Source organism: Nocardioides pakistanensis, assembly GCF_054781215.1.
This window is the reverse complement of sequence record NZ_BAAGUV010000023.1, coordinates 1-21,232: the sequence shown is the minus strand read 5'-3', so window position 1 is coordinate 21,232 and position 21,232 is coordinate 1. Positions and strand designations below refer to the sequence as shown.

Below are 21,232 nucleotides of genomic sequence, written 5' to 3'. Positions count from 1 at the left end.
ATATCCGCCGGCGGTTCGCCCGGAACGCCACGAGCGGGTCCAAGGCCCCAGCCGGCCGGAGGCGCGCGGACCTGTCGCCGCACGAGTCGGCCGGCGCAGAATGAGAGCAGCGGTCGCTCCGTCCGTCGCGCCCGGGCGGCCGCCCCCGTCATGCAGATCATCGAGGAGACGCCCTACCGATTCCGGATCGTGCAGGAAGGCGCGATGCGTGTGCCCGGGATCGTCTAGGCCTCCCACGACCTGGTGCCGGACCTGAACGGCGACCCGTCCCTGGTCCAGGTGGCCGACGTGGCGACGCTGCCCGGCATCGTGCGCGCCTCCTTCGCCATGCCCGACGTGCACTGGGGCTACGGGTTCCCGATCGGTGGCGTGGCGGCGACCGACATCGAGGCCGGCGGCGTGGTCTCCCCCGGCGGCGTCGGCTTCGACATCTCCTGCGGGGTGCGGCTGCTCGTGGTCAGGGACGTCGACCGGGCCGGAGTCATGGCGAGGTTCGGCGACTTCACCACCGGTGCCGAGTCCGACCTGGACACGGTCACGCAGATCGCCCGTCAGATGGTGGGCCGATGGGGCATGTCGCCGGCCGTCGGACCGATCGCGGTGCTCCCGCCTCCGGGACAGGAGCAGACCATCTTCGACGCCGGCGGGGCGGCCGCCGCGACCCGCGAGCTGGTGGACGCCGAGGTGCGTCGGGTCGTCGAGGAGTGCTACGCCAAGGCGCTGGACACCCTGCGCGAGCACCGGGAGCACCTGGACCGCCTCGCGTCACGGCTGCTCGAGGTGGAGACCCTCAACGAGCAGGAGGCACGCGACGCCGCCGGGCCTCGCAGCACCTACGTCCTGAGCGTCAGCTCGCGCGGACGGTGCTGCCGCACCGGGGGCAGTGCGCCCGCGACGACACGTCGAGGTCCTGCCCGCAGCGGCACTTGCCCGCCGAGGCCGGCCGTCGCGTCGCGCCCTGCGGCAGCGAACCACGCACCATGCTTGCGGTCTTCTTCGTCATCATCGCCATCTCCCCGTGGTCTGAGCCTCTGGGCTCGATCCTCACCCGTTGAGACGGCCGGAATGTCCGATTCTGTCGGGGTTTCGCAGAGGTCGTTGAGCAAACCACCCGTTCGGGCTACTCCCGGTAGCCCGAACCGTCTTGCCGGGGTGGGCAGCAGCCGGGGTCAGCGACGCATCAGGTCGCGCTTGGTCTCCCAGATCACCTCGGCGGCCCGGTCGTTGGGGCCGAGGAGGAGCGTGACGAGAAAGGCGATGGCACTGAGAGCGGTGTAGCCGAGACTGACCAGGATGTTCACGGCCCTCAACATCGGCAACGCCAGCCCGGGTCTTGACCGAGCTGGCGTGTGACGTCGGATACGGCTCAGACCTGGGTCCAGCGGCCCCAGGTCGCCCAGCCGATCCCGGCGATGACAGCGCCGCCTCCACAGGCGAACGCGAGGACGGTCAGCATCTCCATCCACCCCCTCCCCTGCTCGACGGTTTGTCCTGACATATCGATTCTCGGTCGGACAGAGCTCGTGCTGTGGGGGCGAAGGTCCTCGATGCAGGGGTCGTAGCGACCGACTTCCCGAGGGCCCTCCGTCATCGTGCAGGAGCCACCGTCGCCCGGATCGCAGCAGCCACGGCAGGGGCGACCCTGGCGTCGAAGACGCTGGGCACGATGAAGTGCGCATTGAGCTGCTCGTCCTCGACCGTGTCCGCGATTGCGGTGGCGGCCGCGATCATCATCTCGTCGGTGATCTTCGAGACTCCGGCGTCGAGCAGCCCCCGGAAGAAGCCGGGGAAGGCCAGCACGTTGTTGATCTGGTTCGGGTAGTCCGACCTGCCGGTGGCCACGACCGCGGCGTACTCACTCGCTGCGCGCGGATCGACCTCGGGAACCGGGTTGGCCAGCGCGAAGACGATGGCGTCGGGTGCCATGGTGGCGATGTCCGCCCCGGTCAACAGGTCCGGCGCGGACACCCCGATGAACGCGTCGGCACCGGCGAGGACCTCCCTCAACGAGCCCTCCAGCCGCTCGGTGTTGGTGTGCTCGGCGATCCAGCCGCGGAACTCGTCGAGCCCCTCCTGGCCCGCATGGACGGCCCCGTTGCGCCCGCAGCCGATGATCTCCCGCGCCCCCTGCGCGTGCAGCAGGCGGATGGTCGCGTTGCCGGCAGCACCGACGCCGGAGACCACGATGCGCAGGTCCTCCATCCGCTTGCCCACCACACGAAGCGCATTGGTCAACGCAGCGAGCACCACGATCGCAGTGCCGTGCTGGTCGTCGTGGAACACCGGGATGTCCAGCAGGTCGCGCAGCCGGGCCTCGATCTCGAAGCACCGCGGCGCCGCGATGTCCTCGAGGTTGATGCCGCCGTAGACCGGGGCCATGGCCCGCACGATCTCGATCAGGGTCTCGGTGTCCTGGGTGTCGAGGCACACCGGCCAGGCGTCGACACCGCCGAACTGCTTGAACAGCGCCGCCTTGCCCTCCATCACCGGCAGCGCCGCGGCGGCGCCGATGTTGCCGAGCCCCAGGACGGCCGAGCCGTCGGTCACCACGGCCACGGTGTTGCGCTTGATCGTCAGCTGGCGCGCGTCCTCGGGGTGCTCGGCGATGGCCATGCTCACCCGGGCGACGCCGGGCGTGTAGGCGCGCGAGAGGTCGTCACGGTGCTTCAACGGCACCTTCGGCACCACCTCGATCTTGCCGCCCAGGTGCATCAGGAAGGTCCGGTCGCTGACCTTGCGGACCGCGGCACCGGGAATCGCCGCGATCGCCTTGGTGATCAGCTCGGCGTGCTCCTCCCCCGTGGTGTCGCAGGTGACGTCGACGACCATGCGCTCTTCGTGGCTCTCCACGACGTCGAGCGCGGTGAGTGCACCCCCGGCGGAGCCGATCGCGCCCGTGAGCGCGGTGGTCGCGGTGACCCCGGGTGGGACCTCGACGCGGATCGTGATCGAGTAGCCGGGGCTGGTCGAGGACATCGGAGTCTCCTTCAGCGCCACGCGTGGGCGCCCTGGTTTCGGATGCTAACGGCGCGGAGCACCTCGGGCGCCGAGGATGGAGAAGGTCGAGGTGTGCTGCTCGTCGCACACCTCGAGCGGTCCGATGTCGCGGACGCCACAGCCGGCTCGACAACTACACAACTACTCAGTGATATAGTTGCGGTATGGCGCTTCCGCATCCGATCCCCGAGGAGCTCGTGGAGCTCATCGCCCGGCGCCTGCGCGTGCTCAGCGAACCGACCCGGATCCGCCTCCTGGACCACCTCCGCGACGGCGAGCGCTCGGTCACCCAGCTCGCCGACGCGCTGGCGGCCGGCCAGCAGAACGTCTCCAAGCAGCTCTCCGTGCTGACCGACGCAGGCATCCTGGCGCGCCGCAAGGACGGCAACCACGTGTACTACCGGATCGCCGACACCACCGCGCTGGACCTGTGCGAGCAGGTCTGCGGGTCCTTGGCCGAGCAGTTCCAGGCACTGACCGCCGTGGTCAGGGGCGGTCAGCGACCGGAGGGACGATGAGCAAGACTCGACTCAAGAAGCCGGACGCGGCCCGCACGCACCGGGTCGTGGTCTTCACGACGCCGACGTGCCCCTGGGCGTGCCGGTCGTCGAGATCGACGGCCGACCCGTCGTCGGCTTCGACAAGTCCAAGATCGACAAGCTCCTCGGCCTGTGACGGCCGTGGAAGTCCGTGACAAGAACGTGGAGGCATAGAGATGGCACGTGAGTTCCGGTTCCCGGTCGGCGTCGCCTGGGACGGCGGACGCCGTACCACTGCGACCGTCGAGGGCAAGCAGCCGCTCGACATCGCCACCCCGCCCGAGTTCAAGGGCACCGACCCCGACCTGTGGAGCCCTGAGGACGCGTTCGTCGCCGCGGCGGCCTCCTGCCTCGCGGTGACCATCGCGGCGAAGGCCGAGCACGCCGAGGTGCCCCTGCTCGACCTGGACGTCAACGCCGTCGGCGTCGTAGGCAAGCGCGAGGACGGCAAGTTCGGCTTCGTCCGGATCGAGCAGACCGTGGACGCGGCCACCGAGCCCGGCCACGAGGACGCCCTCCGCGAGGTGGTCGCGAGCGCGGAGGCCGGCTGCCTGGTCACCGTCTCCCTGGCGCTGCCCGTCGAGACGACGGTCAAAGTGGCGACCCCGACCGTCACCGGCTCCTGAACCACATCGCCGGACGGGCCCGGCTCGTCACCGCCCTGGCCCTGGCCGCAGCTTCGGTCCGGGCCGGGCGCTGGGCCGGCCAGGTGGTGCGCCGGCGGTTCGGTCGGCCGCCGCGCCGGTGGCAGACCGCGCCGCACGACGCGATCGACGTCACCCTCGCCGGCCCCAACGGCCGCACGCTGCGGGGCTGGTTGTTCCCCGCCGAGGAGATACGGTCGCCCGCCGTCGTCGTCATGCACGGCTGGGGGGCGAGTGCGGCCGACATGACGCCGGTGGCCAGGATGCTCGCTGCAGAGGGCTTCTCCACGCTCGCCGTCGACGCGCGGTGCCACGGGCGGAGTGACGACGACGACTTCGCCTCCATGCCGCGCTTCGGTGAGGACGTCGAGGCGGCGGTCGCGTGGCTGCGCGACCAGGCGTACGTCGACCCCCGGCGGATCGCGCTGCTCGGCCACTCCGTCGGCGCCGGGGCATGTCTCCTCGCCGCAAGCCGCGACCCGGGCATCGCGGGTGTGGTCAGCGTCTCGTCCATGGCGCATCCGGGCCGGTTCATGCAGGCCGCACTGGCCGGCCGTGGGCTCCCTTCGCTCCTGGCACGGGTCGCGCTGCGCTACGTCGAGGCGGTGGTGGGACACCGCTACGACGACTTCGCGCCGGTTCGGAGCATCGCGAGCACCCGTGCGCCCGTGCTGCTGGTGCACGGTGACGCCGACACGACGGTGCCGCTGTCGGACGCACATCTGCTTCGGGCCGCCTCGGGCACGGCGGCCGGGCTGGTCGTCGTACCCGATGCCGGGCACGACGATCTCGACGCACTGCGGTCTGTCACCCCAGAGGTGCTCGGATTCCTGCGGGCCGTCACCTCCGTGCCGCTCGCGGGACGACCGCCCCTCCCGCCGCGCGTGTAGTCACGGGCCTCGCGGGTACGGCTCGCGCATGGCTGTCTCCCACTCCCCGGCCCGGGTCACCGGCAAGCCGCCGTCGAAGACGTCCGGCCTGCTCTACGGGCTCGGCTTCGGCGGCTTCGTCGACGGCATCGTGCTGCACCAGATCCTGCAGTGGCACCACATGGTCAGCCACGTCGAGGAGTACCCGATGGACACCCTCGCCGGCCTCGAGGTGAACACGCTCGCCGACGGGTTCTTCCACGTCGCGACCTGGCTGTTCGTCTTCCTCGGCTCCGTCACCGCGATCATGGCCTGGCGGCAGGGTCGGCTGGCGCCCAGCTGGAGCTTCCACTTCGGCCTGGTGCTGGCCGGCTGGGGGATCTTCAACCTCGTCGAAGGGGTCGTGGACCACCAGATCCTCGGCATTCACCACGTGCGCGACGACCTCGGCGCCCCGCTGTCGTGGGACCTCGGCTTCCTCGCCTCGGGCGTCGTGCTGGTCGTCGTGGGCTGGCTGCTGCACCGGCGCGGGCTGCGGGACCTCGAGCAGCGGGCGGCTGCCACGGCGGCGACGCCGGCTACTTGAGCACGACGGGCACCCGCGCCCAGCCACCCACAGGCGGCGTCTCGCGCACGGCGGGCCGGTCGACCGCAGGCTCGATCCACTCCGTGCGGGCCAGGAGCTCCTCGGTAATCACCCGGAGCTCCATCAAGGTCAGCGCGCGCCCCGGACACACGTGCGGTCCGATGCCGAAGACCAGGTTCGCCGCAGCGTTGCCCGTCGGGTCGAAGCGCGCGGGGTCCCCGAAGGCCAGCGGATCGCGGTTCGCCGACGTCCAGTTCAGAAGCACCCGGACACCCTCCGGGATCGTCTGCCCGCCGAGCTCGACCTGCCGGGTCAGCCTGCGCCGGTTGGACACGAACGGATCGTCGATGCGGAGGATCTCCTCCACGGCCGCCTCGACGCCCGTGGTGTCCCTCGCTTCCACGAGACCACGCACCTGCTGCTGCACCGTCGGCGTGGCGGCCAGGAAGTGCACGATCACCCCGATCGAGGTGGCCAGCGAGCCGAGGTCACCGGCCGTCCAGTTCCTCAGGATCGACACGATCTCCTCGTCGGTCAGCGGCCGGCCGTGCACGGTCTCGCGCATCAGCTCTCCGGTGACGTCGGTTGCCGGGGCCCCGCGGCGTACATCCAGCAGGCCACGGATCATCCGGTCGAACCGTTCGGCAACCTCGGCGGTCCGGTGGCGGTCCCCGGACCTGGTGGCGGCGTGGTTGTCACGGATCCAGTCGACGAGGTCCTGCTCGATCTCCGGTGGCCAGCCGAGCCAGGTGGACTGCGCGCGCACCGCGAACGGAACCCCGACCGTCCCGATCGTCTTCACGGTCTCGCCGCGCGGAAGCCCGTCGACGATCGCGACCGCGAGCGCCCGGCAACGAGGCTCCTCCCGCGCGACCCTCCCGGGTGTGAGGAACCGGTCGACGACCGCCCGGTAGGCGGCGTGCTCGGCGCCGTCGAGCGTGTTGGGGATGGCCCGGCGCTCGGTGACCGCGCTCGAGAAGGTCTCCGGGTCCGTGGCGGCGGTGACGACCTCCGCGTGGCCCAGGATCATCCAGGAACCGTCCACGTGCGCCACCGGACACCGGGCTCGCATCGCGTCGTAGGCGGACCGCTGGTCCTCCCAGACGCGCCCGTCGTCGACCTCGACCGGTTCCCCCACTACGACGTCCTTCCGCAGTTCGTCGCGTCGCGCCTGCTCTGCGCGGTCATCGGCCGAGGATGGCGTCGACGTTGGGCAGGTCCTCGAACGCCGTGAACGTGCCCTGCTCGGCGATCTCCTTGGCGGCGCTGAGGAACCCGCCCCAGGCGGTGCGTGCCAAGGTGCCACCGACACTGACCCGGCGCACACCCAGCTGCGCGGCCTCGCCGACCGTGGTGAACGGTGCGTTGACCAGCAGGTTGACCGGTTTCGGTGCGACCGCGGAGACGATCGCAGTGACATGGTCCAGGCGCTCGATCCGCGGCGCGTAGAGACAGTCCGCACCGGCATCGGCGTACGCCCGCAACCGGCGGACCGTCTCGTCGATATCGGGGCGTCCCGCCACGAACCCCTCGGAGCGACCGGTGAGCAGGACTCCGGTCCCGCTCTCGTCGATGGCCTGACGTGCGGCTCGGATCCTGTCCACGGCCAGCTCGAAGCCCAGCAGCGGGTCCTCCGGATCGCCGGAGGAGTCCTCGATCGACAGGCCGGCGATCCCGGTCTGCGCCGCCAGCTTCACGTTCGTGGCGACCTGTGCCGGGCCGACTGCGTAGCCGCCCTCGAAGTCGGCGTTCACCGGCACCCGCACTGCGTCGGCGACCAGCCGGAGGTGGTCGAGGACCTGCTCGAGCGTCGCCTCGGTGTCCGGGCGCCCCAGCGTCCAGGCGAAGCCGGCACTGGTAGTCGCCAACGCGGGGAAGCCAAGCTGCTCGAGCGCCCGTGCGCTGCCGACGTCCCAGGGGTTGGGCATCACGAAACAGCCCGAGGAGTGCAGACGGTGGAACTCAGTGACCCGGTCGTCGTGCGTGCTCATGCCACTCCTCGTCGTCGCAGCTGCACTTGCACTCTAGGGCGGGTCGAGGGCATCTGCCACGACCGGCCGGCGGGCATCGGCGCGGGGACCCGCGACCTGCTCACGGCGAGAACGCCGCCCACAACACCCCTGCCCCCACACCGAGCACCAGGCTCAGCGCGGACGTGGCCACGGCAACGGGTGCGGACCACTGTTCCGGCACGAACGCACCGGGCATGGTCCGGACCGGTGGCTCGCCGCGACCGAAGACAGGGGCGATCCAACGCAGGTAGTAGAAGAGGCTGGTCACGGTGTTGACGAAGACCAGCACGGCCAGCCAGGCGTAGCCGCCATCCCAGGCCGCAGCCGTGGTGGTGAGCTTGCCGGCGAAGACCACCGTGGGTGGCGTGCCCACCAGGCCGAGCAGCGCCACCACCAGCGCGCCGCCCAGCCAGGGACGCGCACGCCCCATGCCGCGGTAGGAGTCGAGGTCGCGGCGCTCGGGAAAGGCCGTCGTGACCGCGAACGCCGCCAGGTTCGTCACCGTGTATCCGGCGAGGTAGAGCAAGAGCGACGGCAGGGCCAGGTCGCTGTGGCCGGCGACGGCCACCGGCACGAGGAGGTAGCCGACCTGGCTGACCGTCGACCAGCCGAGCAGACGCCGCGGGTCTGACTGCCAGTACGCCGCCAGGTTTCCCAGCGTCATGCTCGCCGCCGCCAGCACTCCGACCAGCAACGGCGAGGCCAGCGTGTCGGGGAGCAGAGCGACGAGCCGGTAGGCGGCCAGCAGGGCACCGATCTTGGGCACGGTGGTCAGGAACGCGGCGACCGCACCGCCGGCACCCTGTGCGGCATCGGGCACCCAGAAGTGCGCAGGGACGCCACCGGCCTTGAACATCAGCCCCGCCAGGACCCCTACGACGCCGGCGGCGACCGCTCCTGCCGGTGCGTCGGCTAGCCGCCCACCGAGATCGGCGTACGACGTCGTCGCGGTCACGCCGTACAGCAGCGTGATGCCGACCAGCAGGAGGATGCCGAAGAGGGCTCCGAGCAGGTAGGTCTTCATCGCCGCTTCGGCGCCCTGAGGCGTGCGGGCGATGCCGATCAGGCCGTAGAGCGGGATGCTGGCGAGCAGGAAGCCGACCGCGACGACGAGGAGGTCATCGGCTCCGGCGAGGACCAGCGTCCCGGTTGTTGAGAACAACAGCAGCGCGTAGGTCTCGCTCTCGCGTGTCGACCCCGCGATCTCGTCGGAGGCGAGTGCGAGGACGATCAAGGTGCCGAGGGCGGCGACCACTCGCGCGACACCCGTGGCGACGTCGACGGTGAAGGTGCCCTCCATCGCTGCCTGCGCCGGCCCCGGCAGGTCCACAATCGCCAGGACGACTGCGGTCGTGAGCACGGCCGCCGCCACCAGACGGGTGACCCACTGCCGGTCGCGGGCGAGGAAGGAGCCGCTCATCAGCACGACCAGGCCACCGAGGAACAGGACGATCTCCGGCAGCAGCAAGGCCGGCCGCATGGCCATGGACTCCACCGCGGGCTACCTGCCGACCAGCTCGACGGCCACTTCGGCCGCCGGCTCGATCACGTCGAGGAGCGGGCGGGGCAGCACCCCGATCAGCAGCGACAGGAGGAGCAGCGGCCCGACCGACCACACCTCCGCCGGACGGAGGTCCCCGAAGCCGGCGGACCGGCCGCGGGTCTCTCCGGTGAAGATCCGCTGCAGCGCGCGGAGGAACAGCGCGGCCGTGACCAGGATGCCGACCAGCGCGATCGCGGTGGCGGGTGCCGCAGCGATGCTGCCGGTGAAGATCTGGAACTCCGCGATGAACCCGGACAGCCCCGGCAGGCCGAGGGAGGCGAAGGCGCCCACGGCGAAGAAGGCCGCGAACCGAGGGGCCGGACCGGCGAGGCCGCCGAACGAGCCCATGTCGTACGTCTCCGCTCGGTCCTGCAGGACACCGGCAAGCAGGAACAGCGCGCCCGTGACCAGGCCGTGGCTGACCATCTGGGTGACCGCACCGGTCACCGCGACCGAGCGGGCCTCGGCGGTGTCGCTCGCGACGATGCCCGCCGCGCCGACGGCGAGGGCGATGTAGCCCATATGGTTCACCGAGGTGTAGGCGACCATGCGCTTGAAGTCGCTCTGTGCGAGGGCCACCAGGGCGCCGTACACGACCGACACGATGCCCACGACCACGATCACCCACGCCCACGCACGCCACGCCTCCGGCAGCATCGGCATCGCGATCCGCACGAAGCCGTAGGTTCCCATCTTCAGCAGGACGCCGGCGAGGACGGCGGACCCGATGGCAGGGGCGTCGGTGTGCGCCGGCGGCAGCCAGGTGTGGAACGGCACCGTGGGCGTCTTCACCGCAAGCCCGAGCAGGATCGCGGCCAGCACCAGTCCCCCGGCCATCCCCGAGCCCGTCAACGGCGTCTGCTCGGTGAGCTCGACCATGTCGAAGGTGTGCGGGTCCGCGGCGACGTAGAGACCGATGAAGCCGACGAGCAGCGCCAGGGACCCGAGGAAGGTGTAGAGGAAGAACTTCAACGCCGAACGGGCGGCGTCGCCGTGACCCCACCCGGCGATCACGAAGTACATCCCGACGATGGACAGGTCGAAGAAGACGAAGAACAGGATCAGGTCGGCAGAGACGAACAGCCCCATGCTCGCAGTCTGCAGGAACAGGAACAGTGCCGCCTGGCTCCGCGGTCGGTCGGTCTCCCGCAGCGCGTAGACCGCACTGGCCAGGAAGATCACCGCGGTCATCGCAAGCAGCGGCAGCGAGAGACCGTCCACGCCGAGGTGGTAGCTGCTGTTCACGCCCGGGATCCACGGCGCCCGCTCCTCGAACGCGAGCCCGCCGTCGGCCGGTGAGTCGTAGCGCAGCCAGACCGCAGCCACCAACGCAAGGTCCGCGGCCGCGACCGCGACCCAGGCCCATCGCGCGGCCTTGTCGCCGAGCCGCGGCACCGCGACGAGCGCAAGCGCCCCGGCCAGGGGCAGGAAGACGATCAGACTGAGCACGTTCACCTCACCGTGACGAGGAGCAGGACGCCGGCCGCGAGAACCGCGGCGGCCTGGATGTAGTACTGGTGGAGCTGCCCGGACTGGGGGTGCCGGGCCAGGCGGCCGAGGCCGCGGAACCAGCCGGCAACCGCCTCGACCGAACCGTCGAGCCGCCGGTCGTCGTCGCGGGCGGCGACCTCCGCGGCCCGCAGCGACCCCCGGGCGGCCGCCTCGACGGCCCCGTCGAGTACCCGGTCGTCGAAGGCCGCCATCCGCCGCGCGGACCCGAGCGTGGCCGCGGCCGCCGCGGCCACGCCGCGGTCCAGGACCCGGTCGTCGAAGCGGGCCAAGGCTGCGGCCAGTGCGAGGGTCGGTCGTACGACGAGCACCTGGGCCGCGTCGTCCAGACCGAGCCAGGACCGGGCCCATCGTGGCTCGGGCAACCGGCGCCACCACACGAGCGCCAGCACGGCAAGCACGAGCACGGCGGATGCCACCATCTCCCCAGGCGAGGGATGGAGCGGTTGCTCACCGAGCGCGCCGACAACCGTGTCGCCGAGCGGCGGCAGCACCAGGACGCCCAGCAGAGCAGCGCCGAGAGCCAGCACGACCAGCGGTGCGCGTTCCAGACCACCGACGTGCCCGGTGCCCTTCTGCTCCTCGTCGAGATGCCGATCGACCGCGTCACGCTCCTCCTCGGGAACCCGCCGCCAGATGACCACGAGCATCTTCCCGGCGTAGGCGGCCGACAGCGCCGCTGCGGCCAGACCGACCGCGTACAGCCAGGGCGACTCGTCGAGGGCCGCGGCGAGGACGGCGTCCTTGGTCGCCCACAGCGCGAGTGGGGCGACGCCGGCCAGCGAGAGCGCACCGATGGTAGCGGTCCAGCCGACGATCCGCCCGCGGCGAGCGACTCCGCGTAGCCCGGTGAGCCGCTTGGTGCCGAGTGCGCTGAGCCAGGCGCCGGCGGCGAGGAAGAGCAGCGCCTTCGTGGAGGCGTGCGCGACGAGGTGAGCGGCTCCCCCGCTGACCGAGGCGAGCCCGGCTCCCATCACCACGAATCCGAGCTGGGCAGCCGTGGAGGCGGCCAGCAGCTGCTTGAGGTCACGCTGCGCGACGGCGACCACGCCGAGCAGCAGAGCGGTGAGCCCACCGGCCCAGGCCGCCGCGGGTGCTGCCCAGCCGGTTGCGGCGAGCAACGGCTCGGTCCGCAGCAACAGGTAGCCGCCCATCGCGACCATCGCCGCCGAGTGCAGCAGCGCGCTGACCGGGCTCGGGCCCTCCATCGCCCGGGACAGCCAGAACGAGAACGGCAGCTGGGCGGCCTTCCCGAGCGCCGCGACCAGCACGCCTGCGGCGACCACGTGCCGCCAGCCCTCGCTGCCTTCCGGTAGCGCCGCCAGCCTCAGCCCGGCCCCTCCGGCGAGGGCAGCACCGGCAGCGAGGTAGAGGCCGAGGTCCGCCGCACGTGTGGTCACGAAGGCGGTCAGGCCGGCGGAGACTCTGGGGTCGTCACGCCACCAGAACCCGATGAGGGCGTACGACGTCGCGCCCATGATCTCCCACGCGAAGAGCAGCGCCGGCAAGGTCTCGGCGGTCGCGGTCATCAGGGCAGCCGCGGCGAACAGCAGCATCAGACCGTGGAACCGGCTCTGTGAAGCACGAATCTCGCCGGCGGAGAAGATGATGACCAGCAGCGCGACAGCCGCAACCGTGGGCGTGACCAGGGCCGACAGCCCGTCCACGCCCAGGGCGAGGTCGGTGCCGGCGACGAACGGGGTCGCCACCTGCGGCCGTCCCCCCGCCACGACCACTGCCAGGGCGGTGGTGACCACAGCCGTGGTCACCGAAACCGCGGCCGCCAGTCGCTCGAGACGGGTCATGGCGAGCAGGCCGCCCACCAGCGCGGGCAGCAGGACGAGCAACCACAGGGAGACCTCGCTCATGCTCAGCCCGCCAGGTCCGTGGCCATGTCCGTCATGTCCGAGCTTCGTTCCCGATGCAGCAGCGTGGCGACAGCGAACCCCATCGCCATCTCCAGCGTCATCGCGGCGATGACCACGAGCAGGAGCACCTGTCCCGACGGGTCGGGTGCGAGGAACCACCAGAACCCCGCGGCGGCGAGAATCACCGCGTTGATCATCAGCTCCAGGCCCATCATGACCATGACCACGACCTGCTGGGAGATCGCGCCGTACAGGCCCACGGAGAAGATCGCCGCGGCGATGAGGAGCGTCGCCTCCAGCGTCATCGACCGACACCTCCCGGCTGGGCGTCGTCGGCCGGTCGCCGCTTCAGGTCGTCGCCGTACCGGTCGTAGCGCGTGCGGTGGGCCGCGAGCACGACGCCGGCGACGATGGTCGCCACCATGACCGGGCTGATCACCGCCATCACCAGCATCTTCGGCCCCATCAGGGCCTCACCCAGCGCCACGGTCACGTCGGCCGGTGGAGCACCCCGCCGCTCGGGCCAGTCGATGGCCACGATCCCGGAAGCCAGCACCAGGAACGTCGTGCCAGCCACCGTCAGCGCGGTCTTGTTGCTGTGCACCATGCTCATCGGCATCAGAGCAGGGTTCATCCCCATGAACATGACCATGTAGACGGCCATGATCGCCATCTCCATGACCATCATCAGGATCGTGACCACGCCGACGTAGTTCTGCTGCAGGAACAGGACCTGGAGACCGACGGCGACGAAGGACAGCGCAAGGGCGTACGTCGCGCGCGCCATCGAGTCGACGTAGAACACCGCGGCGCCGGCGAGCACAGCGACCACACCCAGGAGCCAGAACGCGATGTCGAGGAACACGTCACGACCTCCAGACGGCGACGACGGCGACGACCAGGTCCTGCAGCAGCACGGCCGGGAGCAGCAGCATCCAGCCGACCTCCATGAACATGTCCGGGCGGAAGGCGGGCAGCCGGCGCCGCACCCAGACCAGCACCCCGAGCACGGCCAGCGTCTTCACCAGCACCCAGCTCCATCCCGGCAGCAGCGGCCCTGCCCCGCCGCCGAGGAACATCGGCACCGTGAACGCCGCCCCTGCCGCCAGCAGCGCGTAACGCCCCGTCTCGAACACGAGACGGTCCACGCCCGACAGCTCCGCGCGGGCGCCGCCGGCAATGTCCGCACCGATCGCCGGGGCGAACGGTCCCCACACCGAGAACGCGGCGACCCCGAGCAGGTAGACCAAGAATGCGACGGGCATCCACACCGCGAACCAGAGGCCGTCCTGGGCCGCCGCCACGCGGCCGACGTTCAGGCTCCCCGCGGCGATCGCGGGGGCGACGAGCGCGAACATCAGCGGCAGCTCGTAGCCGAGCCCGTGGGCCAGGAACCGGTAACCGCCCACGAGCGAGTGGGTGGCGTTCGCTCCCCAGCCGGTGAGCCAGACCAGCGCCCAGACCATCACGTCCATGGCGTTGAACCACATGACCCCGACGTCGAGGTCGAAGATCGTCCACTCCCCCAGCGGGACGACGGTCACCATGAGCGCCGCCACGACCAGCAGCCCGCCGCCACCGGTGCGCCAGAGCAGGCTGTCGGCCTGGACCGTGGTGCGGCGGCGCTGCCGCATCAACCGGGCGGCCTCGGCGAACGGCCTCGTCACTCCCCCGACCCCGCCGCTCGCGCGGGCCGCGAGTGCTCCGTCGAGCATCGCGGCAGCGACGACGAGCGCTCCGAGGGTCGCCACCGCTGCCAGCGCCCAGCCGGGTGCGACGGTGGTGACGGCCGACTCCGCGGAGCCGGACCCGGGCATCGGCATCGCCTCAGCCATGGGACGTCCCCGGCACGGTGTGCGCGGTGTGCTCCGTGTGGAGACCGTCGAGGTCGAGGCTTGCGAGGACCAGGCGGGCGGTGGCCAGATCCAGACCGGTGACGACCCGGCCCAGACGGTCGGCCGGCACGGTCCGCGCGCGGTGCTGCGCGTGCGTTCCCGATTGCTGAGCGACCTGTCCCTCCGCCTCTGTGGCCCGGTCGAGCATGCCGACCAGCCTGCCGTAGGTGTCCCCCACCGCATCGGCGGGCAGTCCGAGATGGTGGACGTCCTGCTCGCTCAGCATCCGAAGGCCCCGGAGGGACCAGCGCAGTGTCCACGAGCGCCTCACACGCCGCCGGAGCCTCTCCAGCTCTTCCGTGACCCGTGCGCCGCCGTCCTGGAGCGCGGCATCGCGGAGTCGCGCTGCCTCCCCCGCGGCGTCGTCCCAGCCGGCCAGCGCCAGAAGGGACGCGAGGTTGTCGAGCCGGCGCGCCAGTGGCGCCGCCTCCTCGGGACGACGGGCGCCACCGTCGACGAGCTCGGCCTGCGCCTCGGTGACGACATCGCCCTGGAGCGCACAACGCAGCACCAGACCGGCCGGCCAGTGCGGCAGCACAGGGCCGAGCCGGACACGGAGCACGTCCATCTCCAGGCCGTCACGGTCCTCGCCGCCCTCGGCCAGCGGGATACCGCCCGGCGACATGTCCATGTCCCCGTGGTCCATGCCGCCGTGGTCCATCTCCTCGTGGTCCATCTCCTCGTGGTCCATCTCCTCGTGGTCCATCTCCTCGTGGTCCATCTCCCCGTGCCCGTCCTCCTCGTCGCTGTCGGCCAGGAGGTCCTGAGCGGTGGGGCGCTCGTGCGCGTCGTGGCGGTGGGGGTCGGTGTCGAGCAGCTCGCGGTGGGCCCGGTCGAGACGAGCGGTGGCCTCGTCGTACTCCCGCACGTCCACGCGGACCCGCGGTCCTGGCAGCTGGTCCCAGACCCGCTCGACCGCTTCGGTGAGGTTCGGCCCCGCCTCCCCGCACACGACCAGCACGTCTGCGTCCGCCGGCGAGTGCGCAAGGTGCCAGCCGCGATCCAGGACCGCCCGTTCGACGCTCGCGCGGGTGCGCCAGTACCCGGGTGACTCCACGAGGAGGACGTGCGCGTGCCGGGCTGCAGCGCGTGCGAGCGTGTTGCTCAGACCCATCGCAGCGCCCCCTCGCGCCAGGCCCAGAGAACGGCCACGAACAGGGCAGCGAGGAAGAGGAACATCTCGATCACGGCGGTGGTGCCGATCTGCGCCACCACGACCGCCCAGGGGTACATGAACAGCATCTCGACGTCGAAGGCGAGGAAGAGCAGCGTGGCCAGGTACCACCGGACGTGGTACCTGGACAGTGCGTGCTGCTGGGGCAACCAGCCCGAGTCGAACGGAAGCGCCTGCAGCGGCTCGGGCGCGACAGCGCTGAACCTGTGCAATGCGTACAGCCCCAGAACCACCGTCGCAACGGTGGCCACCATGACGACGACCCCTGTGTACATGAGGCTCCTCTACGGTTCGGGTGAGGCCAGCTGGGCCGCGGGTGTCAGGAACCGGCCTCGAACTCCGGCACGGGGCGCTGCTGTGCCTCCTCCTCGGTCGTGGCGGGGCCGTTCCGCTCGATGTCCTCGATCAGCCACTTCATCTCGTCGATCTCGACGCGCTGCGCCTTGATGATCTCGTCGGCGAGCTTGCGCACACGCAGATCGTCGATGCCGGCCCGCTCGCTGGTGAGGATCGCGATGGAGTGGTGCGGGATCATGCCCTTCATGTAGGCCTCGTCCTGCACGAGCGTCTGCGAACGGGACAGCCACAACGCGGTGCCGCCCACGACGAGGGCGCCGACGATGATCGCGACGTTGACCTTCGGGTTCTTGTACATCATCCCCCACATGAAGCCGAGCATGATGATCGCCATCGCCGACCCCATGAGGATCGCCATGTATACCCGTTCCTCGCTGAACGTCATGTGCGACCAGGCGAACGCGTTGGTGTAGGTCAGCAGGAACATCGTCACCGTGGAGGTGGCGATCATGGCGGCGAAGATGAGGTACATCTTGCGCTCGTGCTTCTTGTGCTGCTCGTGCTCGGACCGCTGGGACTGGTCTGTCTGCGTGTTCATGATTCGATTCCTCTCGTCATGCTTCGCGCGCAGCATCGTCTCATCAGACCAGCCGTGGCAGCGGTCGACGAGACAACACTCACGCGCCGGACGGGCCGCCGCGCATAGGGCGGGGGCGGTTGCGGTTCTAGGTTCGGTCGATGCTCGACCGAGCGAACGGCGCGCCCGGCTACGTCCGGATGACCGGTGAGGATCGCGGTGGCGAGGGCGGCGGCGGAGACCAGGCTCCTGTGTCGATCCGGGAGACGAGACGCGGCTGGGCGGTGACGGCCGAGTAGCCACCGGTCAGCGCTCGAGCCAGGGAAACCAGCCACAGCAGCACGGCTGCCGCGGCCAGCACCGCCAAGCAGGCCCCGATCAGATGCATCAGGTGCTGTACGTCGTGGCCCACCTGCATCACCGCAGGCACATCGCTCGCCACATCGTCCTCCACCTGGGCGAGGCCCGATATTCCTGCGACGGCATCGGACAGGTGATCGCCGGCCACGGCCACGCCCGGCGAGCCGGCTGTCATCCCCGCATGCAACGCGAACGAGTTCCCGGTCAGCACCGTGAGCAGGAACGCGGCTGCCACGAGGACCGCGAGCAGCCGCCCCACCGGGGCGGTCAGACAGCTCGAGCGCAGGCAACCGACGTTCATCACCGGACCCATACCCTGCCCAACACCGATCACACGTGCCTCCGATCGCGGGCGTTCCTCGAGCCCCGGTCGCTCGTTGGCTCGACCCACCGAGCTCCTCGACGAGGTTCGTAGCCGTCTGCGTGCCTGACCGGGGCGACTTCCTCCGGCGCCGGCCGGCAGACATGGGGTCGCTGTCAGTGGACGTGTACGGCGACCCCGCCGGGGTACGAGCCGGGCATGGACGCCCACGAGACCACCCCGGCCAAGGATCCTGACGACTGGGCCACCGGCGACGAGCCTGCCACCGCCGCGCAGATGTCCTACCTGCAGACCCTGGCGCAGGACACCGGCCGCGAGATCCCGGACGGAATGACCAAGGCCGACGCCTCACGTCTGATCGACGAACTGCAGGAAGGCTCCCCGCGGGTTCCGAGGAACGAGGACGAAGACCATGGCTGACCCCCACGACCGCCGGGACGACTCCGAGCCGGGGCGGCGCCCACAGCAGCAGCAGGAACCTGTTCATGCTCCGTATCGCGGGGGCGAGGCCCCTACGCGCAGCCCCTCCACGGTGATCTGGGTGACCGTGGCGATCGCGGCCGTCTTGGCGCTCGGTGTCGCGCTCGTCGTGGCCGCCATCGTCAGCGCCTGAGATGCCCGGGGCCGTCGCGCACCTCCCCCCCGTGAGACCTGAGCTGTACGGTTGTAGAACCACGGCGCCCGAGCGGGCGCCCTCCCCCAGAAGTCGCGCGGGAGATCAACTCGCCACGCGACATGGAGTCCACGTTGGACCGCCATCGTGCAGGTCGCGGCCCGTTCGCTTCCCGGCGTCGACCACGTCGGTATCTCGATCGCGCACAGCGACGGCAAGATAGAGACCCGGGCCGGCACCGATCAGCTCGTGTGGGACCTCGACTCGCTTCAGTACGAGCTCGGCGAAGGGCCGTGCGTCCACGCCATCAGAGCCGAGCCGGTCACCATCGTCAACGATCTGCGCCACGAACAGCGCTGGCCGCACTACGTGCCTTGCCCTCGACTTCGGCCTCACTGGGTGTGTCCTTTTTCGGGACTCACCGGCTTCCCTTGGCCGCCGCCCCTAACGGGGTGGTGGCTCTTGGTTGCCGTCCGAGCGCCCGCTGCTCCTTGGCGGCGGGTCTTGTCTCGGTTCCGACCCAGGGCCCCTTCGTGTAGCGGGGTGACGGTCGGCTCTTCCCCGGCCCATCCGGGTGCGACGCGGTACGCCGCGTCAGGCGGCCGCGGGGTGCGGCGGCGAGTGCTTGGTGTCCTCGCCCGGCCGGTAGCGGGCGAGGTTGACCGCGGCGTTCAGATCACGGTCGAGGACCAGCCCACAGCCGGCGCACGCGTAGGTGCGCTCCGAGAGGGTCAGGTCGGCCTTGACGGTTCCGCAGCCCGAGCAGGTCTTCGACGACGGGTACCACCGGTCGGCGATGATGAGCTCGGTGCCGTACCCGGCGGCCTTGTACTCGAGCTGCCGGCGCAGCTCACCGAACGCGGCATCGGAGATGACCCTGGCCAGGCGGCGGTTGCGGAGCATGCCCGCAGCATGGAGGTCCTCGATCACCAGCACCGTCGAGGACTTCGCGAGCTCGCTACTGATGTCGTGCAGCAGCGCCCTGCGGATCGCAGCGACCCGGGTGTGGATCCTGCCCAGACGACGTGCTGCCTTGCGCCGACCGTTCGACCCTCGCTTGGTTCTCGCGTAGGCCTGGTTGGCCAGCTTCAGGCGTGCCTGGGCTTGCTGTAGCGCCTTCACCCCCTTCCACACGCGAAGTTGGGTGCCGTGCTCGTCTGCGGCAACGGCCAGGGTCTTCACCCCCAGGTCCACCCCAACCCGGGCCTGGGTACGACCGCCGGCGGTCGGGGTGCGGCGTTGCGGGTGCAGCGGGGCGGCGACACCGGTGACCACGACGATCCAGCGGCCGCGCTCGAACCGGAACGCCGCGGCGTAGGCGTGAAAACGGCCCGACTCGTACAGCTTCCGCAGCTGGCGAGTGTTCTCCCTAACCCGGAGCTCACCGAGTTTCGGGAACCGCACGGTGCGTGGTGCGGTGGGCCGCACCGACGGGATGGCGCCCTCCTTGTACTTGGCGCGCAGCCGGAACGCCGGGGTGGTGCGGTGTCGGGACTTGAACCGGGGGAAGCCCGCCGCCTTCCCTGCCCGGGTGCCCTTCCTCGAGTCGGACCAGTTCTTCAGCGCCTGCGCGGCATGCACGCTCGCGGTCTCGAACACGTCGGTTGAGACCTCACCACGCCACGGCAGACCACGGACGACGGTGCCGTCGTCGAGGACCTCCACGCGCGCATAGGCCGCTCGGCCGTCCTTCCAGGCGTTCATCTCGTTGATGAAGCTGACCTTTGCTCCACGACAACACCGGGGTCAGGTCCGCTTCCGGGATCCCGTAGGAGCGCTCCGCGGCACGCTGCTCGAGGTTCGCCCTCACCCGCTCGAGGTGGTGGTTGAACGTCAGCCGGGACGCACCCGCGTGCGCCAGCAGCCGCTGGTGCTGCTCGACGTTGACGTCCAAGGTGAACCTGAAGGTCGTCGGCCGGGTCAACGGCACACCGGTGTGCGACACGAGCGTGTCGGCGGTTCCGGCGGCTACGGGCACAGAAGACATGGTGCCGGGCACCACCGACAACGCCACCGATAGGGACACACGCTCTTACTGGGTGTGTCCCTATTGCAGGGACGAGGTACGTGGTCACCGTGCGTCGCATGCCGTACCCAAGTGACCTGACCGATGAGCAGTGGGACCTGCTGGAGCCGGTGTACAACGCGCCGGACAAGCGTGGCCGCAGGCACGCCGACGACCTGCGAACCGTGGTGGATGCGATGTTGTACGTCGCCCAGACCGGTTGCCAGTGGCGCTACCTCCCGGAGTCGTTCGGACCCTGGACACGGGTGTGGTCGCAGTTCCGCCGCTGGTCGCGCAACGGCACCTGGGCGCGTGCCCTGAAGGTGTTGCACGCAGCCGCACGCGAAGAGGACGGCCGCACTGAGGCAACACCCTCGATGGTCGTCATCGACACCCACCTTCCGCGGCGCATCCAACGGCGGGTTCACCTTCCACGACCGCGGCGGCCCCTACGGTGGCACCAAGGGCGCCAAGCGGGTCGTAGCCGTCGACGTGACCGGCCTCCCGGTAGCCGCGCTGGTCGTGCCCGCCTCCACCCACGAGAACCGGACCAGCGAGCTGATGCTGGAGCACCTGACCCGACAGGGTGTCACCGGCCGACTCGAGCTGGTCCTGGTGGATCGGGGTGTCACCGGGGCCGCAGCCCGTGCTCTCGGCCGCGATTACGACCTTGAGGTCCGCCGAGTCGGGTGGGACGACAAGCAGCCGGTCTTCCGCCCCATCCGGCACGCCTGGCGCGTCGAGGTCGCCCACGGCCGCCTCGGACGCTCCCGCCGCCTGGCGAAGTCGTTCGAGAACACCACCTCCTCGGCGACTGGATGGCTCCAGGTCGCCTGCATCGCCACGACACTGCGCCACCTGTCACGGGAACGAGCCCGCCGCCGCCCCCTCGCGCTCGCAGCCTGACCATGGCACCCGCGCGACCGCGCGGAACGCGGCATGTCCGGACGTTGAGGCCCAGCCAGCCGTGGAAGCCTGATGTACATGAAGGTCTACGTAGCAGGAGCGCTCGACGACGCCGATAGAGTTCGAGCGGTCCAAGCAGCAGTGGTCGCTGCAGGGCATCAACTCAGCCTGGACTGGACGCGAGAATCCGACGTCACCTTGGTGAACGACTACGCATCAGACCTCGATCTGTCGGCCAAGATCGCGACCGACGACCTGGACGCTGTGCTCGACGCCGACGCAGTCTTGGTGGTCGCCTCGGAGCATGAGGGTAGGGGGATGTTCGTCGAACTCGGTGCTGCTCTGTCTCGCGCGAGTCGAGGTGACCTGGAGCATGTAGTCGTGGTCGGCCCCATTCAGGGTCAAGTCCGCTGGGGTGGTGTACGAGGTTGATCCCTCGGTTGGGTGTGTGTGTCGCGCGTCAGACTTCGTGGCAGAGGAGTTAGTTGATCCTCTGAGCATGGAAGCGAGACAAGA

24 protein-coding genes and 1 pseudogene are annotated in these 21,232 nt (G+C 70.5%); 10 read left to right on the top strand and 15 right to left on the bottom strand.

The window, feature by feature from the left end:
• Positions 1–243 precede the first annotated feature (243 nt).
• Positions 244–1,278 carry an RtcB family protein gene (locus ACYVIH_RS09700; protein WP_460868669.1) on the top strand — a complete coding sequence of 345 codons (1,035 nt, stop codon included), beginning with the start codon at positions 244–246 and terminating at the stop codon, positions 1,276–1,278.
• 309 nt (positions 1,279–1,587) lie between these two features.
• Here ACYVIH_RS09700 and ACYVIH_RS09695 read toward each other — a convergent pair whose 3' ends face one another.
• Entirely contained in the window at positions 1,588–2,976 is a 1,389-nt protein-coding gene (locus ACYVIH_RS09695) for a malic enzyme-like NAD(P)-binding protein (RefSeq protein WP_460868667.1), read from the bottom strand.
• A 185-nt stretch (positions 2,977–3,161) separates the two neighbouring features.
• Between ACYVIH_RS09695 and ACYVIH_RS09690 the strand changes: the two genes are divergently transcribed.
• From ACYVIH_RS09690 to ACYVIH_RS09675, 4 genes are all read left to right on the top strand, one after another.
• On the top strand, positions 3,162–3,515 hold the full coding sequence (locus tag ACYVIH_RS09690; RefSeq protein ID WP_460868665.1) for an ArsR/SmtB family transcription factor: 354 nt from the start codon (positions 3,162–3,164) through the stop codon (positions 3,513–3,515).
• A gap of 197 nt (positions 3,516–3,712) precedes the next feature.
• A complete protein-coding gene (locus tag ACYVIH_RS09685) occupies positions 3,713–4,162 on the top strand; it encodes an OsmC family protein (protein WP_460868663.1) in 450 nt (149 codons plus the stop codon).
• Positions 4,163–4,248: 86 nt separating this feature from the next.
• Positions 4,249–5,070: an alpha/beta hydrolase gene (locus tag ACYVIH_RS09680; RefSeq protein ID WP_460868661.1), complete on the top strand. Its 822-nt coding sequence runs from the start codon at positions 4,249–4,251 to the stop codon at positions 5,068–5,070.
• A 28-nt stretch (positions 5,071–5,098) separates the two neighbouring features.
• Complete coding sequence (locus ACYVIH_RS09675) at positions 5,099–5,635, top strand: DUF2243 domain-containing protein (RefSeq protein WP_460868659.1); 537 nt, start codon at positions 5,099–5,101, stop codon at positions 5,633–5,635.
• Here the strand turns inward: ACYVIH_RS09675 and ACYVIH_RS09670 are convergent.
• The 12 genes from ACYVIH_RS09670 to ACYVIH_RS09615 all read right to left on the bottom strand — a co-directional run bounded on the left by ACYVIH_RS09670 (position 5,628) and on the right by ACYVIH_RS09615 (position 17,183).
• The gene (locus ACYVIH_RS09670) at positions 5,628–6,773 is read right to left on the bottom strand and encodes a cytochrome P450 (RefSeq protein WP_460868657.1); all 1,146 of its coding nucleotides are present in this window, start codon (positions 6,771–6,773) and stop codon (positions 5,628–5,630) included. The two genes, ACYVIH_RS09675 and ACYVIH_RS09670, sit on opposite strands and share 8 nt — an antisense overlap.
• 46 nt (positions 6,774–6,819) lie before the next feature.
• Positions 6,820–7,626, bottom strand: a complete 807-nt coding sequence (locus ACYVIH_RS09665; RefSeq protein WP_460868655.1) for an isocitrate lyase/PEP mutase family protein — start codon at positions 7,624–7,626, stop codon at positions 6,820–6,822.
• 100 nt (positions 7,627–7,726) lie between these two features.
• Entirely contained in the window at positions 7,727–9,133 is a 1,407-nt protein-coding gene (locus tag ACYVIH_RS09660) for an NADH-quinone oxidoreductase subunit N (protein WP_460868653.1), read from the bottom strand.
• A 15-nt stretch (positions 9,134–9,148) separates the two neighbouring features.
• Entirely contained in the window at positions 9,149–10,639 is a 1,491-nt protein-coding gene (locus ACYVIH_RS09655) for a complex I subunit 4 family protein (RefSeq protein ID WP_460868651.1), read from the bottom strand.
• Between the two features lie 2 nt (positions 10,640–10,641).
• Positions 10,642–12,567 carry a proton-conducting transporter transmembrane domain-containing protein gene (locus tag ACYVIH_RS09650; protein WP_460868649.1) on the bottom strand — a complete coding sequence of 642 codons (1,926 nt, stop codon included), beginning with the start codon at positions 12,565–12,567 and terminating at the stop codon, positions 10,642–10,644.
• A 2-nt stretch (positions 12,568–12,569) separates the two neighbouring features.
• A complete protein-coding gene (locus ACYVIH_RS09645) occupies positions 12,570–12,872 on the bottom strand; it encodes an NADH-quinone oxidoreductase subunit NuoK (RefSeq protein WP_460868646.1) in 303 nt (100 codons plus the stop codon).
• Positions 12,869–13,432, bottom strand: coding sequence for an NADH-quinone oxidoreductase subunit J (locus tag ACYVIH_RS09640; RefSeq protein WP_460868644.1), 564 nt, complete (start codon positions 13,430–13,432; stop codon positions 12,869–12,871). The genes ACYVIH_RS09645 and ACYVIH_RS09640 overlap by 4 nt, the downstream gene beginning before the upstream one ends.
• Before the next feature lies 1 nt (position 13,433).
• Entirely contained in the window at positions 13,434–14,402 is a 969-nt protein-coding gene (locus ACYVIH_RS09635; RefSeq protein ID WP_460868642.1) for a complex I subunit 1 family protein, read from the bottom strand.
• A complete protein-coding gene (locus ACYVIH_RS09630) occupies positions 14,395–15,576 on the bottom strand; it encodes a hypothetical protein (protein ID WP_460868640.1) in 1,182 nt (393 codons plus the stop codon). Before ACYVIH_RS09630 ends, ACYVIH_RS09635 begins: the two co-directional genes overlap by 8 nt.
• Entirely contained in the window at positions 15,567–15,911 is a 345-nt protein-coding gene (locus tag ACYVIH_RS09625) for an NADH-quinone oxidoreductase subunit A (RefSeq protein WP_460868638.1), read from the bottom strand. Before ACYVIH_RS09625 ends, ACYVIH_RS09630 begins: the two co-directional genes overlap by 10 nt.
• 44 nt (positions 15,912–15,955) lie before the next feature.
• The gene (locus ACYVIH_RS09620; RefSeq protein ID WP_460868636.1) at positions 15,956–16,531 is read right to left on the bottom strand and encodes a DUF305 domain-containing protein; all 576 of its coding nucleotides are present in this window, start codon (positions 16,529–16,531) and stop codon (positions 15,956–15,958) included.
• A 169-nt stretch (positions 16,532–16,700) separates the two neighbouring features.
• A complete protein-coding gene (locus ACYVIH_RS09615; RefSeq protein WP_460868633.1) occupies positions 16,701–17,183 on the bottom strand; it encodes a hypothetical protein in 483 nt (160 codons plus the stop codon).
• Positions 17,184–17,390: 207 nt separating this feature from the next.
• Between ACYVIH_RS09615 and ACYVIH_RS09610 the strand changes: the two genes are divergently transcribed.
• On the top strand, positions 17,391–17,612 hold the full coding sequence (locus ACYVIH_RS09610) for a DUF3072 domain-containing protein (RefSeq protein WP_460868631.1): 222 nt from the start codon (positions 17,391–17,393) through the stop codon (positions 17,610–17,612).
• On the top strand, positions 17,605–17,805 hold the full coding sequence (locus tag ACYVIH_RS09605; protein WP_460868629.1) for a hypothetical protein: 201 nt from the start codon (positions 17,605–17,607) through the stop codon (positions 17,803–17,805). The genes ACYVIH_RS09610 and ACYVIH_RS09605 overlap by 8 nt, the downstream gene beginning before the upstream one ends.
• A gap of 594 nt (positions 17,806–18,399) precedes the next feature.
• Here the strand turns inward: ACYVIH_RS09605 and ACYVIH_RS09600 are convergent.
• Together ACYVIH_RS09600 and ACYVIH_RS09595 are read right to left on the bottom strand one after the other, a co-directional pair.
• Positions 18,400–19,509 carry an RNA-guided endonuclease TnpB family protein gene (locus ACYVIH_RS09600; protein WP_460868627.1) on the bottom strand — a complete coding sequence of 370 codons (1,110 nt, stop codon included), beginning with the start codon at positions 19,507–19,509 and terminating at the stop codon, positions 18,400–18,402.
• Positions 19,418–19,792: a helix-turn-helix domain-containing protein gene (locus ACYVIH_RS09595; protein WP_460869152.1), complete on the bottom strand. Its 375-nt coding sequence runs from the start codon at positions 19,790–19,792 to the stop codon at positions 19,418–19,420. Before ACYVIH_RS09595 ends, ACYVIH_RS09600 begins: the two co-directional genes overlap by 92 nt.
• A gap of 98 nt (positions 19,793–19,890) precedes the next feature.
• Between ACYVIH_RS09595 and ACYVIH_RS09590 the strand changes: the two are divergent.
• From ACYVIH_RS09590 to ACYVIH_RS09580, 3 genes and pseudogenes are all read left to right on the top strand, one after another.
• Positions 19,891–20,112: pseudogene (locus tag ACYVIH_RS09590) on the top strand (transposase); the annotation flags it as partial.
• Positions 20,113–20,170: 58 nt separating this feature from the next.
• Positions 20,171–20,716: a transposase gene (locus tag ACYVIH_RS09585; RefSeq protein WP_460869151.1), complete on the top strand. Its 546-nt coding sequence runs from the start codon at positions 20,171–20,173 to the stop codon at positions 20,714–20,716.
• Positions 20,717–20,794: 78 nt separating this feature from the next.
• Complete coding sequence (locus tag ACYVIH_RS09580) at positions 20,795–21,148, top strand: hypothetical protein (RefSeq protein ID WP_460868625.1); 354 nt, start codon at positions 20,795–20,797, stop codon at positions 21,146–21,148.
• Positions 21,149–21,232: the final 84 nt, after the last annotated feature.

Bases quoted from the DNA above. Each gene is read 5' to 3' on its own strand.
- ACYVIH_RS09695 (WP_460868667.1), bottom strand. From the start codon at position 2,976: ATGTCCTCGACCAGCCCCGGCTACTCGATCACGATCCGCGTCGAGGTC.
- ACYVIH_RS09690 (WP_460868665.1), top strand. From the start codon at position 3,162: ATGGCGCTTCCGCATCCGATCCCCGAGGAGCTCGTGGAGCTCATCGCC.
- ACYVIH_RS09685 (WP_460868663.1), top strand. From the start codon at position 3,713: ATGGCACGTGAGTTCCGGTTCCCGGTCGGCGTCGCCTGGGACGGCGGA.
- ACYVIH_RS09675 (WP_460868659.1), top strand. From the start codon at position 5,099: ATGGCTGTCTCCCACTCCCCGGCCCGGGTCACCGGCAAGCCGCCGTCG.
- ACYVIH_RS09665 (WP_460868655.1), bottom strand. From the start codon at position 7,626: ATGAGCACGCACGACGACCGGGTCACTGAGTTCCACCGTCTGCACTCC.
- ACYVIH_RS09660 (WP_460868653.1), bottom strand. From the start codon at position 9,133: ATGGCCATGCGGCCGGCCTTGCTGCTGCCGGAGATCGTCCTGTTCCTC.
- ACYVIH_RS09650 (WP_460868649.1), bottom strand. From the start codon at position 12,567: ATGAGCGAGGTCTCCCTGTGGTTGCTCGTCCTGCTGCCCGCGCTGGTG.
- ACYVIH_RS09645 (WP_460868646.1), bottom strand. From the start codon at position 12,872: ATGACGCTGGAGGCGACGCTCCTCATCGCCGCGGCGATCTTCTCCGTG.
- ACYVIH_RS09635 (WP_460868642.1), bottom strand. From the start codon at position 14,402: ATGGCTGAGGCGATGCCGATGCCCGGGTCCGGCTCCGCGGAGTCGGCC.
- ACYVIH_RS09630 (WP_460868640.1), bottom strand. From the start codon at position 15,576: ATGGGTCTGAGCAACACGCTCGCACGCGCTGCAGCCCGGCACGCGCAC.
- ACYVIH_RS09625 (WP_460868638.1), bottom strand. From the start codon at position 15,911: ATGTACACAGGGGTCGTCGTCATGGTGGCCACCGTTGCGACGGTGGTT.
- ACYVIH_RS09620 (WP_460868636.1), bottom strand. From the start codon at position 16,531: ATGAACACGCAGACAGACCAGTCCCAGCGGTCCGAGCACGAGCAGCAC.
- ACYVIH_RS09615 (WP_460868633.1), bottom strand. From the start codon at position 17,183: ATGGGTCCGGTGATGAACGTCGGTTGCCTGCGCTCGAGCTGTCTGACC.
- ACYVIH_RS09610 (WP_460868631.1), top strand. From the start codon at position 17,391: ATGGACGCCCACGAGACCACCCCGGCCAAGGATCCTGACGACTGGGCC.
- ACYVIH_RS09605 (WP_460868629.1), top strand. From the start codon at position 17,605: ATGGCTGACCCCCACGACCGCCGGGACGACTCCGAGCCGGGGCGGCGC.
- ACYVIH_RS09600 (WP_460868627.1), bottom strand. From the start codon at position 19,509: ATGAACGCCTGGAAGGACGGCCGAGCGGCCTATGCGCGCGTGGAGGTC.
- ACYVIH_RS09595 (WP_460869152.1), bottom strand. From the start codon at position 19,792: ATGTCTTCTGTGCCCGTAGCCGCCGGAACCGCCGACACGCTCGTGTCG.
- ACYVIH_RS09580 (WP_460868625.1), top strand. From the start codon at position 20,795: ATGAAGGTCTACGTAGCAGGAGCGCTCGACGACGCCGATAGAGTTCGA.